A 14,291-nucleotide genomic window follows, 5' to 3' on the forward strand; every position below is an offset into this window, starting at 1 on the left:
CTCGCCAAGCGCATAACGGACGAGACCACACCAACCTGGCGAGGGACTTACTAGGGTATAAAGGGCAATCCGTTCACATCAAACGCCCTCTGAGAGCGCGTATGTCCGGACGGGGTCGAGGTGCAGTTCGTAGGGCCCGAAGCAGTCGGCTGCGAGCGTGGCGACCGGAGCTCCGCAAGGACAGGCTCGGTTGAGTCCTGAGTCGCCAGTCGGCCCGCAGCACCCGTAACTGTTCTCCCAGCCGGGCAGGGGTTGGAGGTCGGGCGCGTCCTCGGGGTGCGCGAGCACTGTGCCTGTGGCGCCCGCCGAGATGACGAACCCCTCCTCACGGCTGATCATGAACCCGCGGGAGTGAGCCGGCTTCGGGTTCTCCTGATCGTCCTGCACGACATAGGGAGCCCCCCAGGGCTCGGGGTCGATCGCGTAATACCCCTGCTGGAGGGTGGACGGCGCCCGACGGGTCTTCTTGTCCCGATTCTGCTCGCGGTCCGGGAGGTCGGGGATGGTAATGAGCTCGATCAGTTCCGACGTGATCGCTGTGCCGCACTTGGAACAAAGGAAGACGGTCATCTCCTTGTTGTAGTGCTCAGAGCTGCTGCTCCGCATCCTCATTTCACTGCCCGAGGTCGATGCGAGCAACGATGCGGCGGGTGTCGGGCATGCCCAAGTGGACGGTGGACGGCTGGGCTGCACGGTCGCGCATGGCCTCCAGCTTCTGGGCGGCGGCGGCCATGGTGGTCTCGATGGCGGCGACCTCGCCGAGCCAGCCCTGGTCCCTGGCCTCTTGGAGGCGGTCGACGAGGTTGGCGTGGATCTCCTGGAGGCGTGGCATCTGGGCCGGGTCCACGAGCAGTAGGGGACATCTGACACAGGCGTTTTCATGCTGGCACGGGGTCGCGTAGTCGCGGCCGCAGGTCCCCAGGGCGACCTTGCGCAGTTCGAAGTGGGCCAGGAACTCGTCCCACTCGGTGGCGGTGAGCTCGCGGTACTCCTCGCTCGGCCGCTCCGTTCTGCGGCGGGCGATGAAGGCCCGGTGATGGGAAATCACGTCCTCCGGGTAGATCGCGGCATACCCCATGGTCGTGTCCAAAGCGGTGTGGCCGCAGATCTTCGCGGCGATGTGCGGGGGCAGTCCGGAGCGGATGGCGTCGGTCACGAAGATCCTTCTGAAGTCGTGGGGGCGCCATTCGAGCGGGTCGCCGGCCACGGTGATCTGGGCGGACTGCGAGGTCGCGACCAGGCACTCGCGGATGTAGCTGCGGGTCAGCGGCCGGTCCTCGGTGCCGTACCGGCGTTGGAAGAGGAACGGCATGGGCGGGCTCCAGGTCTGCTCGAACACGTCGTAGGCCGACACCAGCGGCAGGGCGGCGTTCCCGGCCCGGACCCGGAAGATCACCGCGGTCAGCACCTCCGCCAGCTCCGGGGAGACCAGCAGCAGGCGCTCCGAATCGGTCTTGGACGGGGCGACCTGCAGCATCGGAACCACCTCGCCGGTGGTGGGCAGGGTGTAGGCGATGAAGCTGTGGTGGGTGAGTTCCAGCAGCTCCTCGATCCGGATGCCGGTGTGCCGCAGCACCTCCACCGTCGCCCAGGACCAGAACGCCGCCTCCTCCTCGTGGGTCAGATTCCGCCGCCTGCCGGTGGCCACCTCGGTGACGTAGATGCGGCGGGCCTGCCCGGACCCGCAGCGCTCGAACTCCTCCTCAGCAACGAGGAACCGTCCACCGGCCGGCGTCGCGCGAGCCGCGGTGATGCGGGCATCGGCGTCCTTGCGCTGCCGGTCGACGGCGCGAAGCAGGGCGGGCAGCAGCGGCAGCTGGGTCCTGGTCCGCTGGTCCATCCGGGACTTCACCCCGGACCTGGACTTCTTCGTCGCGCACTCGTTCGCCTTGATCGGGCACGGCGCGACCCAGGGCGCCCACCGTGCCGGATCGTCGGCGGCCCAGCGGGCGATGTCCTGGTAGAACGCTCGGATGAACACCAGCTCGCTGCGGAAGTTCACCCGCGGCCGCACCGGGTGGCCCTGGGCGTCACGGATGAAGGCCAGGCGTTCTTTCCACGCTTGCGCGACCTCAGGTGTCAGTCGCAGTGACTCGATGCCGGGATGGTGGATCTCCAGGTCGCGCCAGAACAACCGGCACAGGTTGCGGGCGATGGAACGCAGCGAGACGTGGTCGAGCTCGGGTGCCCGCTCGGTGAAGTACTCGACCAGCAGGTTACGGACGGCCCGGCACTCGATGCCGTACGCGTCGACGATCTGCTCGACGCTGCGGCGGCCTTCGATGCGAAGCGCCCGCAGCCGCAGCGGTGCGCTGGCCGGGAGCACGCTGGTCTCTTTGAGTAGGGCGTAGAACAGTGGCCGGCCCGCGCTGCCCCGGAAGTGGTGTTCCTCCAGCGCGGTGGTCAGCTCGATGCAGTCGCCGACGGTGATGTCGCTGACCAGGCCGCCCTTTCGGATCACGATCCAGGTGAGCTTATTCAGGGCGTCGGACCTGGCTGTGGGTGTCGCGTGCTGGGCCAGTCGTTCGAGTCGCTGGAAGGTATCGGGGTCGCTGGCGGCTCGGGACTCGGTGAGCATCACCGTCGCACGCTGCCGCAGCAGCCATGGGTAGCTGGGGCGGATGGCCTGCCCAGCGACCAGGAGCACCAGTCCCGTGGCCAGTTCATCGCGCCAGTGGCTCTTGGGTGTGCCGCGTCCCTGCAGGGGCAGATCGGTCCACTCGAAGCCGGCGTCGTCAGCCCCGCTGGCCATCCAGCGATCCTGCCAGGTCTCTCCGGGCTGGCCTTCGAGCCAGTCCAGCAGCTTGCCCAGGCCCCGCCGCCGGGTCTTGTCTCGGGTCAGGCCCGCACTGGGGTCGGTGAACAGTCCAAGCAGCCGCTCGACCAGGCTCTCTCGGCTCTGACGGGTCTGCCACCAGCTCGCTTCGCCGACTCGCGGTTCCCACTCCAGCGCGTTTCCCACCTCATGTGGTTCGACGGGCCTGGCGACGTCGACGTTCGCGGTCGGGTTCACCGGCTCTCCCCGCCCGCGGTTGATGTGCCGAACAGTGCTGCCAGCACCTCGGGGCGGTAGCCCGGCGCCGGCGGGGCTGGCGGTTTGGCCTGCTCGGTGCGCTGCCGCTCGTGGTGGGCCAGGAGGTGGGCGACGACCTCGTCGGGAGTGGGAGCGATATAGATTTCCGTGGTGGTGATGTGGGCATGTCCCATGACCCACTGCACGTCGGCGAGGGTTAGGTTCGGATCGCGGACCATCCTCTTGGCCGCGCTGTGCCGCAGGTCGTGCAGGGTCCAGTTCGCGCCGAGTAGCTGGTTGGCTCGGGTGAAGACCATCCGGGCCGCGTCGTACTCCAGCGGGCGGAAGGGCCGTCGCAGCGTCCACCACAGTGGCTCCGACGGGTGCTTGGGGACCATGCCGCGCAGTTCTTGCTGGTAGAGCCGAAGCCACACGAATGCGTCGGCGGAGGCGGGAAGGTGCTGCAGGACCTGGCTGCCCTTGCGGACCACGCCGATCGTCTGGCCCCCGGGCGCGACCAGGCCCTGCGGGACACCCAGCAGTTCAGAGGCGCGGGCGCCGGTGGAGATGTAGAACGCGATCAGAGCCCTGTCCCGGTTGTACTTCAGCGCGGCGAACAGGTCGTTGAACGCCTGGTCAGGAATGATCCGCGGGGTCGGCTTGGGCTCCTTGGGCTGATAGGTGCCCCGGCGCGAGGGTTGCCGGAATGGCTGCATCGGGTTGTGATGCGCATTCGGGCTCCCCTCGTCGGCAGCCCCGCCCTGTGGGAACGGGTTGATCAGCGGTCGGCCGTGGGTCTCGCGGTGGTACTCGTAGAACGAGCGGATCACCGCGCGAGCGTGCCGCCTGGTCCGAGCGGCATAGTTCTCGCCGGGCGCGGCCTTCCCCGTGACCGGGTTCACCGATCCCGGGGCGGGCGCATCGGGACGGCGCTGGCGCGGCGGCTTCTTCGTGGTCTTCAGCCACAGCGCGAAGTCGCGGGCCTCGACTCGGCTCGCGAGATACCAGGGCACGTCCACGGCGCGTAAGAACCGGACCCACGCCAACAGCTCATAGGCGTAGGACCGCAGCGACGTCGGACTCGCGTCGTCGGCGAGCATGTGATGCAGGAATTCACTGACCGCAGCCACCTCGGTGCCATCAGCGTCTACGAGCCGGAACGGCCGCAGCGGGTCATCGCTCTTCTCTACGCGGCCGACCCGCGCCACCTTCAGCGCCGCCACGTCCCGGACCGTCGTGCTGTGCTCTGGCATCCATTCCTCCACGGGTCGACCTACTCGACGACACGCGATGAAACCAGATCCACCACCACACGCGCAGTCACCGCGACCCGCCAGCGGTAGCCACAACCCCCTTGTTGTCACTATGAGTTGACCTGGAAGGGAGCCCAAACTAGTTCGGTCAACGGGACGTGTTCATGAATACAAGGGCTTGAAAAGGCGCGACCGCAGGTGCCGATGGAGACCTTGCGTTTCTCGAAGTGCGCAAGGAATGCGTCCCATTCCTCTTCGGTGGGGTTCGATACTCTTCGCTGGGTCGGGTTGCCCTGCGGCGGGCGATGAAGGCGCGATGGGCCTCGATGGTCTCGGCGGGGTAGATCGCCTTGTAGCCCATCGTCGTATCAAGACTCTTATGTCCGCAGAGCACTTGGGCGATGTGCGGTGGCAGGCCGTTCATGATGGCGTCGGTCACGAAGATCCTGCGGAAGTCGTGCGGGGAGAAGACGAGGGGTTCGCCGCCGGCATCGGTCAGGCCCGTGGCGGCCAGCGCGTTGATCAGCAGCTTGCGCAGCGCAGTCGGGGTGAAAGCGCGGTGTTCGGTGCCGATATCGCGTTGGAACAGCAGCGGCATGGGCGGGTTCCAGACCCGCTCGTGGACGTCGTAGGAGGCTACCAGTGGGATCGCGCGGCTTCTTCCTCACAGGCGGCAGACGATGGTGGAAAGGACGTCCGCCAGTTCCGGGCTGACCAGCAGGAGCCGTTCGCTGTCGGTCTTGGACGGGGCGACCTGCAGCAGGGGCACGACTTCGCCGGTGCTGGGGAGCCGGTATTCGGTGATGCTGTGGTGGGTCAGCTCCAGGAGCTCCTCGTTGCGGATGCCGGTCAAGCGTAGGACCGAATCCCGCAGAGGAGGGTGTCCCTGCCGGGCGGCCCGGAGGACATGCTCATCGACGAGGCATGCCGGGACCTGAAGCTGCCCGCGTTCCGTGAGCGGTTCATCGAACTCGCGGGCACGGCCCGCCGCGAGCAGGCCACCTACAAGCAGTTCCTCCTCGACCTTCTGCAGGTTGAGCTCGCCGACCGCGACGTACGCCGTCAGCAGCGGCTCCTGCGGCTGGCCCGCTTCCCGCGGCCCAAGCGGCTGGAGGACTTCGACTTCACCAAGCGGACAGCACGGCGTCGCCGGCCTCCTGGTGGGCGTCGGCGAGGCGCTCGGCGACCAGGGCGGTGAGCTCGGCAACGCGGCCCTTCAGGTCGACGACCGCGCGCACCGGCAGGACCAGGTCAGCGGTGTCCCACGCGTGGGACACCCCGAGCCCACGCTGGACGGTGTCCTCGATCGCCTCGGCGACGGCCGCCAGGCTGAGGGTCTCCACCAGGGCGTCGGCCGGGGTTCCCAAAACGGCGGCGCCGCCCGGCTCGCCCGCGGTCGTCTGCCCGGCCACGGCGACGGGTGCCAGCGGGGCGAGGGGCTCCCAGACCGAATCGGCGGCGGCCAGATCGGGGACGTCGATGCCGAGGTGGGGCTGCCGGGGGTGCGCCGGGTTCGGGGATCACCCGCAACGGGCATCAAGCCCCGCATGACGATCCCTCACCGTTTGGTCGGCACCGGCGCCCACAAGGTGCTGGTCCTGCACGACTGGTTCGGCACCAGCGCCGGCTGGGGCCCGTTCCCGGACTACCTGGACGGCTCCGCCTTCTGTTACGCGTTCCTCGACTACCGGGGCTACGGCGAGCGCAAGGACGTGCCCGGCGCCTACACGCTGGCCGAGATCGCGGACGACGCGCTCGCGCTGGCCGACCAGCTCGGCTGGCCGGAGTTCTCGCTGGTCGGGCACTCGATGGGCGGCAAGGCCGTCCAGCAGGTGCTCGCCCGGGCGCCGCACCGGGTGCGGAAGCTGGCCGGGCTGGCGCCCGTCCCGGCCGGCCCGTACCCGATGGACGCGGAGGGCGAGGCGCTGTTCTACGGCGCGGCCGAGGACCGGGCGAAGCGGTACGAGATCCTGGACCGGGTGACCGGGTGACCGGGTGACCGGGTGACCGGGCGGCGGGCCGGCCGGGTCTGGCTGGACCGGATGGTGGACAGCTCGCTGGAGCTGTCCACCCGGGAGGCCTTCGGCGGCTACGTGCGGGACTGGACCACCGCCGACCTGGTGGACCGGATCGCCGGCAACCCCGTGCCGGTGCGGGTGTTCGTGGGCGAGCACGACCTCCTGCTGACCGCCGACGCGATGCGCGGCACCTTCCTCGTCCACTACCCCAACGCCGAGGTGGAACAGCTGCCCGCCTCCGGCCACTACCCGATGCACGAGACGCCGGTCGCCCTGGCCGCCGCCCTGGAGTCCTTCCTGCACACGTAGCGGCCCGGGGCCGCCGGCGGTTACCCGAGCTCCTTGATCCGCTCCCGCACGGCGGGCGAGGCCTTCGCCCAGGAGCCGCTGTCGAAGGGCGGCCGGGGGTCGTACTCGGCGTGCAGCTGGATCGCCCGGGCGGTGGTCTCGTCGGTGAGGAGGGCGGCGAGGTGGAGCGCCATGTCGATCCCGGCGGAGATGCCGGCCGCGGTGACGATCCGGTCCCGGCGCACCACCCGTTCGGGGGTGTAGGCGGCACCGAACCCGGCCAGCTCGCCGGCGGCCGCCCAGTGCGTGGTGGCGGCGAGGCCGTCGAGCAGGCCGGCGGCCCCGAGCAGCAGCGCGCCGGTGCACACGGAGGCGGTGAACCGGGTGGTCGCGTGCGTCCGGCGCAGCCAGTCGAGGAACGCCTGGTCGTCCATCAGCGGCCGGGTGCCGTGCCCGCCCGGGACGAGCAGCACGTCGCACGCCTCGACGTCCGTGTACCGGGCGGGCACGTCCAGCCGCATCCCCCCGATGCTGTCGGCCACCGGCCCCGTCTCCCCTGCCGCCACGAACCGCACGGCGGCCCCCGGCAGGTAGCCGAGCACCTGGTAGGGGCCGATCGCGTCGAGCGGCTCGAAGTCGTCGAAGAGCACGATGGCGATGTCCATGTCCCGCAGCGTAGGCTCGAGTTGGCCTCCCGTCCCAGCCCCGGTCAGCGGATTCACGAGAACGAGTGGTCTGCACCACCGGCCTTTACCTCAGCGCATCCAGCTCCGCGCCGATGGCGGTCCGGATCGGGTCGTGGGCGGCGGTGAGGGCGTGGGCCGGGTCGGCCGCCCGGCAGGCCCGCTCGACGGCCTCGCCGAGGCGGTCGAGGTCCTCCAGGTAGGCGATCCGGCGGGGCCGGGGCAGGTCGGAGAGCCCTTGCACCCCCGGCCGGTCGGTGAGCAGGATCGTGTACCCGGGCAGGAACCGCCCGTCCCCGGCCACCGCGAACCCGGCGTCCAGGCGCCGGATGCCGGTGGGGTTCCGGCCCCGCAGTGCGCTGCCGATGCGGTCGGACTTCCAGTCGCGGTTCTCGTCGGTCATCCGCCGATGCTAGGGCGTGACCGGCGGTTCCGGGCGTGCGGAGCGCCCGGCCGGGGAGTCCCGGCCGGGCGCCAGTAGTGCTGGTCGGGCGGTCAGTACTGGGTGCTGACCGTGACGCCGCTGAAGTCGGTGACGGCGTACAGGCTGAGGTAGCGGTAGCCGGCCGTCGGGTTGGTGACGGTGAGGGACTGGGTGGTGCCGCTGCCGGTGGAGGAGGCGGTGAAGGCCTTCGGCGAGGCCCAGGTGTCGGCGTTGTAGTAGAGGTGCGCGGTACCGGTGCCGCCGGAGGTGGTGACCTTCAGCGTGGTGGTGCCGGCCGGCAGGTAGACGTACAGGTAGTCGGAGTTGCCGGCGGTCGCGGCGCGGCCGCTGCGCGAGCAGTTCTTGCCCATCGCGTCGTTGCGCGGCTCGGTGCAGTTCGGCAGGGTGACCGGGCCGCCGGAGGTCACGGTGACCGTGGCCGCGGTGGTGCCGGCCCGGCCGGTGTCGTCGGTGGCGGTCAGGGCGACGGTGTAGCTGCCGGCCTGCGCGTAGGTGTGGCTCGGGTTGCGCTCGTCCGAGTAGGTGCCGTCGCCGAGGTTCCAGCGCCAGGAGGTGATCCGGCCCGGGCCGGTCTGCACGGACCGCTCGCTGGCGCTGACGGTCGCGCCGTTCACCGTGGTGTCGAACAGGGCGTTCGGGCCGGCGGCGTAGCAGGCGCCGGCGGCGCAGGCGTCGAGCCAGGCGTCGAAGTCGGCGTCGTACGAGGTGCCGACGTTGTTGTAGACCGCGTAGCCGCCGGGGTAGTCACCGGCGCGGAACCGCGCCAGCATGGCCTGGACGTCGGCCGGGTGCTTCTCCAGCATGTACCGGACGGCCAGGTAGCCGCACGGGTAGGTGCGGGTCGAGTCCGAGTTGCCGTAGGTGCTCTGGAAGAGGGTGCTGAGCTTGTAGGTGTGCTTGGCCGCCTGGGCCATGGCGTCGGTGTCGGTGGCGCCGCGGTAGGTGTGCGAGACGTACTCGGCGATGCCCTCGACCCACCAGAGGTCCGGGACGGACATCTGGAGGTCGTAGTTGCCCTTCATGTCGTAGATGCTGTCGAGGTAGTGGGTGTACTCGTGGTTGAGGTTCCACACCCGCGCGGGGTCGTTGACGTTCCAGGCCTTCTGGTACATCACGGTCACGGCCTGCTTTTTCGGGTCGGTCGCGTCCATGACGGTCTGGCCGCCGTTGTCGGTGCCGTTGCCGAAGATCGCCCACGAGTAGGTGGTGTAGTCGGTCTTGTTGGCGAAGATCCCGAAGGTGACGGTCTTGGCGTACTGGTTCGGGATGGGCCCGTTGTGCTTGACCACGCTCTGGAAGTACCCGTCCTGCTTGCGCAGGCTCTCGCACACGGTGGCCAGTTCGGCGGCCGACAGGGCCTGGGCCTGGAGGGTGCGGTTGTCGCAGACCAGCTGGTTCGGCAGCACCACGGAGGTGAGCTTGGCGCGCAGGTCGCAGATGCCGTAGTAGGAGCACTGGCCGTTGTTGTAGTAGGCCGCCTGGACGGCCGTGTACACGTACAGCGGCGCGTAGGGCGTGAGGAGCGGCGCGGAGTCCAGCACCTTCTTCACCAGCGGCTTGGCCACGGCCTCGGCGGCGGGGCTCGCACCGGCGAACCGGGCCAGGTCGTTGCCCGCGTTGGTGTCGAGGACGGCGTTGGGACCGTTGAGCAGGTCCCGGTGGTTGACCGCGAAGTCGGCGAGCGAGGTGATCAGGGCCGGATCGGCCGCCAGCGACCGGACGAAGTCCGCGTTCCGGTAGCCGCCCCAGAGCGGTTAGAACAGCACGGAGTTGACCGCGCTGATCATCTGCGGGAACGCGTTGTACGAGTTGTCGTACCCGTCCAGTATCCGCTTGTAGACGCCCGCGTAACGGGCCTGGAGGTTGGCGCTGTCGGTGAGCCACACCACCTCCTTGAGGATGCGGCCGTTGTCCTCGGTGACGTCGCGCCAGCGGGTGCCGGCGAAGAGCGTGTCCAGGGCGGAGCTGACGGCGGTGGCGAGCTCGCCGGTGTACGGGCCGGCCGCATCCGGGTAGTAGAACTGGATGTAGTAGCCCACCTGCAGGTACTTCACCAGCTGCGCGATACCGGTCGAGTTGTCGCCGGTGTAGCCGGCCGCCAGGCTCTTGAGGGCGTCCGCGACGGACAGCATCCGGGCCTGCCGGAAGATGCCCGGGTCGGCGCTGCCGTTGGTGTACAGCGACTTGATGCAGTCCGTGGTCGAGTTCTTGACGAACGTGACCAGGTCGGCACCGGTGCGGGCCGCGAAGTCGGCCGGGGTGCAGCTCTGTGCGGCGAGGGACTTCGACAGGGCGGGGGCGCCCGCCCCGGCCGCGGCGGCCGGTTCGTCCAGGCGCGTCGCGCCGATCAGCGCCGGGGGCAGCGGGGCGGTGGGCGCGGCGGGGGCCTCGGACCCCGTCGTGGCGGCCGGGGCCGTCAGGCCGGCCGGGCCTGCGGAGGCGGCGGGGGCCGGCCCGGCGACGGCGGCAGGGGGTGCCGCGAAGGCCTGGGCCGGCAGCGCGGCGGTGGCCGTGGCGCAACAGGCGACGACGCCTGCCGCGAGCATGGAGAGTCTGGTGCGCAGGAGCACGCCGAATCCTTCGTCGAGTGGGGGCAGCCCGACGTGGGATCGGGCTGAAGGAAGGAGATTGGCGTGGATCCTGTCACCGACCGCGGGTCAGAACAATGTCACAGTTCATATGACACGCGATTTCCAGCCACTCCGCCGCACCGCGGGCCGGGAGGTCCGCCCACTGCCGCGCAGGCCGGCGAACCGGACGGACTGGCCGATCCGCACCCCCGGCCGGGCCGACCCCCGGGGCTCTGAATTGTGACCGGGATCACATTCGGCGGCCGATGAGTTTCCGCGCCGCGTCCGGTCCTGTGAACAACGAACGAAGGAGAGCCCCACCATGACCGCCACCCCCGCCGCCAAGGGTCCCGCCAGCTACTTCCCGTCCATCGAGCAGAAGTGCGGGCAGCCGGTCGCGCACTGGAAGGAGCTGATCCGCTCCTCCCCGCTGACCCGGCACATGGAGCTGGTCGCCTGGCTGAAGGCGGAGCACGGGATCGGCCACGGGCACGCGAACGCCCTCGTCAAGCACACGCTCGACGAGGGCGGGAAGCAGGGGCCCGGGAGGGGCGCGGCCGCAGCTTGGAATCTATCCTCGTCGGGTTTGGTGTTCCTTGATCGACTCGGCGCGTTTGACCGTCTTTCCGACGTCGTGACGTGTGGCCCGTTGCTTGTTCTTCGAGCCGGGAGGCCGTCCCGGGCCTGGCCGGGACGGTTTCGGTGCCGCTGCTGGGCGAGCGGTGGTCGGGCGGATGTTGCGAAACCCCCGCCGCACCCGGGCGGGGGTGAGGCGGCGGGGCTCGGCGGGCCGCTCCCAGGGGCGGCGGAGGTCCTCGGCCAGCGGTCGGGCAGGACGGAGTTGGGTGTGGGCGGCGATGATGAGCCAGGTCCACAGGTCGGCGCTGTCGGCGTGGCGGATCTTCGGGGCGGTCCAGCCGAGCCTCTGCTTCATCAGGCGGAAGGGTGTGTTCCAGGTCGAATCTGCGCAGGAACGACTGCCACCAGCGGTCCGCGTCGGCGCCGGTGGCAGCGGTGGCCGAGCACCACAGCCAGACCGGTTTCGGGTCCCGGTCGCCCGGCAGGCGCTCGACCTTCAACCGCACCAACGCACCGTGGAAGATGGGCAGTTCCTCCTCGGTGTTGTTCAGCCAGGGGCCGCGGTGGGTGAGCCTGGGGTGCATCCGGTCCTACGCGATTGCCTCCGCGGTGCCGTAGCGGGTGGTGTCCGTGACCGTGGTGACCTCGGGCCGATGTCAGCTCTCGGGCTTCGTGCTCTCGGGCTTCGTGAAGGTGAGGACGCCACCGTGCCGACGTGGGCGCCCGCCTTTCGGGGTGGAGCGTGCGGGGCCCGCGTCGCGGAGCATGACGCGGTCCGAGCGCAGGCGCCCGACCAGCATGATCGGAAGGTCCACGAGAGCGTGCGAGAGGTAGGCGACGTCGTAGCCCGAGTCCGTCATGATCAGGATCTCCGGGTCGCCCGGCTGCCACTGTTCGGCCTGTTTCAACCGCTCGACGACATCGCGCAGTTGGGCGGCGGTGACGGCGGTTGCGTCGTCGGCCGGCCCGAGGCGCACGGCGTCCAGCAGCGCGACCCAGGAGGTGCGGCCTGTCTCCAGGGCGGCGACGAAGGAGTACGGCCAGCCGGGAACGAGCTCGTCCGTTTTGCGGTCGCCGCGTCCGTGGACGTGACAGAAGAGCCGGTCATCGCTGGTGGGGGCGTCGGGGCGGAGCCAGTTGCTCACGTCGACGGCCAGCACGATCCGGCCGTCGGCCGCCTTGGCGGCGACCTTGATGCCGGAGGCCCAGTGCTGGTTGACGCTGCGCTCGAAGATGTCCTTGCGGTTGGCGGGGGCGGTCGCCCAGTCGTCCTGGTAGCGCTCGGCGATGTCCCGGGTCTGGACGCGGAACATGCCGCGCCCGGGCCGGATCCAGCCGCCGGTGCCGACGTCGCTGCCGCTGCCGGCCTTCATGCTGTCCTGGTCCCAGCGGCCGTTGACCAGGGTGTCGTAGCGGGTGTCGGCGTCGGGGCGGAACACCAGCCGGGTGCCGCCGGTGCCCGAACCCTGGCCGCGCAGGACGAGGTAGTCGGCGTCGACGTAGATCTGCCGGGAGACGTCGATCCGGCCGGCCGGGAGGGAGATCAGCGAGAGGCTGTCGAAGTTGGCGTCCGGCGAGCAGGCGGCCTTGATGTCGTCGACGGCCTTCTGCAGGCCGGTGGTGTCGTCGGCGCCGTCGTCCGCCCGCACGCCGTACTGCGAGGCGAGCCGGTCCGGGGTGATGCGGCAGGCGGCGTTTCCGGTCAGGTCGCCGCCACCGGGCAGCGGTCGGCCGCCGCGGAATCCCACGCGCGACCAGTCGGGCATGCCGGCGGGCGGGCTCGTGCGGTTGGCGGAGGTCAGGTCCGGCTTTTCCGCGCCGGGACCGGCCGTCACGGCGGCGGCCGGGGCGTCCGCGGCGGGGGCGGCGGTGGAGAGCGCGGGGAGGGCGGCGGTGGAGGGCGCGGGGAGGGCGAGCGGGAGCAGCAGGCCGGCGAGCAGCGCGGCCGCCGGGCGTAGGCGTTTCATGGGATCGCGTTTCGGTGTCGTCGTGGTGCTCCCGGGCCGGGGAGGGCGCACCGGGAGGGCGCACGGGAACGCCCCCGGTACCTCGCGGGGACGGGGGCCGGGGGCGTCGGGACGCGGGCGGGTGCTACGGGCACCAGAAGCGCACGGCCGACAGGCGGTCGTTGAGGTGGTGGTCGGGGGTGTTGAAGCCGTAGTCGCCCTTCGCACCCCAGTTCCAGGTCGGGGTGAAGTCGAGCTGGGACGGGTGCAGCTCGCCGTAGGGGTCGTCCCAGAACTCCACCTGGCACTGGGAGTTGTTCAGCCAGGACGACACCTGGTCGTTGGCCAGGGTCCCGTTCGGGAAGTGGACCTTGGTGAGGCGCACGATCTCGCCGTTGCCGCCGGCCGCTGGCGGGACGACGATCGCCTTCGACCCCGCGCCGCCGCCGTCCTGGTAGGGGCAGAGCGCCCAGGCCGGGCAGCCGTCGTCGGGCGGGTCCGCGGCGGACGCCGGCGCCGCCGTGAGGAACAGCGCCGCCCCGGCGAGCGCGCCCGCGATGGCGGTCGCCGGCTTGAAGGACTTCAGGGCCACGGTGGAACTCGCTTTCCAGGCGGGGACAGTGCTCGTGCGCGGCGGGCCCGGTCCGGCCCGCCGCAGCACGAGACTGCCCGGGCGGGGCGGGCGGCGGCATCAGTCAAATGACTGCGGATCACCGAGGCCCCGTTTCCCGACGCGTCGCGCCGGGAAACGGACCAGAAACATGGGATGTTGCCGCACCGGCCACTGCCGCGAGGATTCGGACCACGGCGTCGGCCACCGAAGGCAGGTGCCGCGCGCCGGCGATTCCGTTCCCCCCGAGGAGGGTTCTTCCCATGAGTCTTCGCCGACCGGTCGCCGCGGCGGCCACCGTCGCCGTGCTGGCCCCGCTGCTGGCCCTGGCCGCCGGAACCGCTCACGCCGCGCAGGGGCCCGCCACCCAGCCGGGGCCCATCAACGTCGCGCAGGCGCCCGCCCCCGGGTTCGACGTCCTTCCCCCGAACCCCTCGATGCTGCAGCTCACCCGGCGCGACCAGTGCATGGCTTCGTACAACGTCAACTACTGGGTCGGCGGCATGCCGTTCGCGCTGACCCAGCTGAAGGTCTGTCTCAGCGCGCCGGCCGCCCTCGTGCGCGGCGCGCAGATCTTCTTCCCCGGTGACGTGAACTTCGTCCCGTCCGAGCCCGTCCTCGTCCCGACCGAGCCGGCCTTCCCGTGATGCGCCGACGGCTCCGGGACGCGTCGGCCACCTTCGAAGGAGAGTCCACCACCATGCGAATCCGTCGACCGGCCACCGCGGCCGCCGCCGTGGCCGTGCTGGCCCCGCTGCTGGCCATGGCCGCCGCCGCCCCGGCGAACGCCGACTAGGGCGCGTATTCGGTCGTGATCAATCTGTGTGATTCACCTTCGCGGCGGGTCCTGATCCGGTAGACCGTGGTGTGTGACGCGAGCGCAACT

General features: G+C 70.5%; 15 protein-coding genes and 2 pseudogenes. 5 read left to right on the forward strand and 12 right to left on the reverse strand.

All coding sequences use genetic code 11. The features are described 5' to 3' along the window. Window positions 1-78: 78 nt before the first annotated feature. The 5 genes from AB0P06_RS35740 to AB0P06_RS35760 all read right to left on the reverse strand — a co-directional run bounded on the left by AB0P06_RS35740 (window position 79) and on the right by AB0P06_RS35760 (window position 5,119). Window positions 79-570 (reverse strand): hypothetical protein, encoded by a 492-nt coding sequence (locus AB0P06_RS35740; protein WP_363614967.1) that lies wholly within the window; start codon window positions 568-570, stop codon window positions 79-81. Window positions 571-613: 43 nt separating this feature from the next. Then, on the reverse strand, window positions 614-3,013 hold the full coding sequence (locus AB0P06_RS35745) for a site-specific integrase (protein WP_363614969.1): 2,400 nt from the start codon (window positions 3,011-3,013) through the stop codon (window positions 614-616). Then, window positions 3,010-4,266 (reverse strand): tyrosine-type recombinase/integrase, encoded by a 1,257-nt coding sequence (locus AB0P06_RS35750; protein ID WP_363614971.1) that lies wholly within the window; start codon window positions 4,264-4,266, stop codon window positions 3,010-3,012. The genes AB0P06_RS35745 and AB0P06_RS35750 overlap by 4 nt, the downstream gene beginning before the upstream one ends. 148 nt (window positions 4,267-4,414) lie before the next feature. Beyond that, the gene (locus AB0P06_RS35755) at window positions 4,415-4,864 is read right to left on the reverse strand and encodes a site-specific integrase (protein ID WP_363614973.1); all 450 of its coding nucleotides are present in this window, start codon (window positions 4,862-4,864) and stop codon (window positions 4,415-4,417) included. A 66-nt stretch (window positions 4,865-4,930) separates the two neighbouring features. Further along, window positions 4,931-5,119 carry a hypothetical protein gene (locus AB0P06_RS35760; RefSeq protein WP_363614975.1) on the reverse strand — a complete coding sequence of 63 codons (189 nt, stop codon included), beginning with the start codon at window positions 5,117-5,119 and terminating at the stop codon, window positions 4,931-4,933. Between the two features lie 54 nt (window positions 5,120-5,173). Between AB0P06_RS35760 and AB0P06_RS35765 the strand changes: the two genes are divergently transcribed. Then, window positions 5,174-5,464 carry an ATP-binding protein gene (locus AB0P06_RS35765; protein ID WP_363614995.1) on the forward strand — a complete coding sequence of 97 codons (291 nt, stop codon included), beginning with the start codon at window positions 5,174-5,176 and terminating at the stop codon, window positions 5,462-5,464. Here the strand turns inward: AB0P06_RS35765 and AB0P06_RS35770 are convergent. Then, complete coding sequence (locus tag AB0P06_RS35770) at window positions 5,391-5,678, reverse strand: hypothetical protein (RefSeq protein ID WP_363614977.1); 288 nt, start codon at window positions 5,676-5,678, stop codon at window positions 5,391-5,393. The genes AB0P06_RS35765 and AB0P06_RS35770 overlap by 74 nt on opposite strands. A 135-nt stretch (window positions 5,679-5,813) precedes the next feature. Between AB0P06_RS35770 and AB0P06_RS35775 the strand changes: the two genes are divergently transcribed. Together AB0P06_RS35775 and AB0P06_RS35780 are read left to right on the forward strand one after the other, a co-directional pair. After that, window positions 5,814-6,257: an alpha/beta fold hydrolase gene (locus AB0P06_RS35775; protein ID WP_363614979.1), complete on the forward strand. Its 444-nt coding sequence runs from the start codon at window positions 5,814-5,816 to the stop codon at window positions 6,255-6,257. Between the two features lie 12 nt (window positions 6,258-6,269). Continuing rightward, window positions 6,270-6,593, forward strand: a complete 324-nt coding sequence (locus AB0P06_RS35780; RefSeq protein WP_363614981.1) for an alpha/beta hydrolase — start codon at window positions 6,270-6,272, stop codon at window positions 6,591-6,593. 20 nt (window positions 6,594-6,613) lie between these two features. Here the strand turns inward: AB0P06_RS35780 and AB0P06_RS35785 are convergent, their stop codons facing one another. From AB0P06_RS35785 to AB0P06_RS35800, 4 genes are all read right to left on the reverse strand, one after another. Then, window positions 6,614-7,237, reverse strand: coding sequence for a DJ-1/PfpI family protein (locus AB0P06_RS35785; protein WP_363614983.1), 624 nt, complete (start codon window positions 7,235-7,237; stop codon window positions 6,614-6,616). Window positions 7,238-7,322: 85 nt separating this feature from the next. Then, window positions 7,323-7,658: a hypothetical protein gene (locus tag AB0P06_RS35790; protein ID WP_363614985.1), complete on the reverse strand. Its 336-nt coding sequence runs from the start codon at window positions 7,656-7,658 to the stop codon at window positions 7,323-7,325. Window positions 7,659-7,750: 92 nt separating this feature from the next. After that, a complete protein-coding gene (locus AB0P06_RS35795) occupies window positions 7,751-9,265 on the reverse strand; it encodes a collagenase (protein ID WP_363614987.1) in 1,515 nt (504 codons plus the stop codon). A gap of 189 nt (window positions 9,266-9,454) precedes the next feature. After that, window positions 9,455-10,270, reverse strand: coding sequence for a M9 family metallopeptidase N-terminal domain-containing protein (locus AB0P06_RS35800; RefSeq protein ID WP_363614989.1), 816 nt, complete (start codon window positions 10,268-10,270; stop codon window positions 9,455-9,457). A gap of 322 nt (window positions 10,271-10,592) precedes the next feature. On the opposite strand from AB0P06_RS35800, the pseudogene AB0P06_RS35805 reads away from it, so the two are divergent. Next, window positions 10,593-10,799 (forward strand): annotated as a pseudogene (locus AB0P06_RS35805) (DUF4287 domain-containing protein); the annotation flags it as partial. A 42-nt stretch (window positions 10,800-10,841) separates the two neighbouring features. On the opposite strand, the pseudogene AB0P06_RS35810 reads toward AB0P06_RS35805, so the two are convergent. Together AB0P06_RS35810 and AB0P06_RS35815 are read right to left on the reverse strand one after the other, a co-directional pair. Then, a pseudogene (locus AB0P06_RS35810) lies at window positions 10,842-12,030 on the reverse strand (NF041680 family putative transposase); the annotation flags it as partial. A 910-nt stretch (window positions 12,031-12,940) separates the two neighbouring features. Next, complete coding sequence (locus AB0P06_RS35815; RefSeq protein ID WP_363614991.1) at window positions 12,941-13,387, reverse strand: peptidase inhibitor family I36 protein; 447 nt, start codon at window positions 13,385-13,387, stop codon at window positions 12,941-12,943. 281 nt (window positions 13,388-13,668) lie between these two features. Here AB0P06_RS35815 and AB0P06_RS35820 point away from each other — a divergent pair, with 281 nt between their 5' ends. Next, entirely contained in the window at window positions 13,669-14,052 is a 384-nt protein-coding gene (locus AB0P06_RS35820; protein ID WP_363614993.1) for a hypothetical protein, read from the forward strand. Window positions 14,053-14,291 lie beyond the last annotated feature (239 nt).

It is taken from the genome of Kitasatospora sp. NPDC088351 (assembly GCF_040685575.1).
Classification (GTDB): domain Bacteria; phylum Actinomycetota; class Actinomycetes; order Streptomycetales; family Streptomycetaceae; genus Kitasatospora.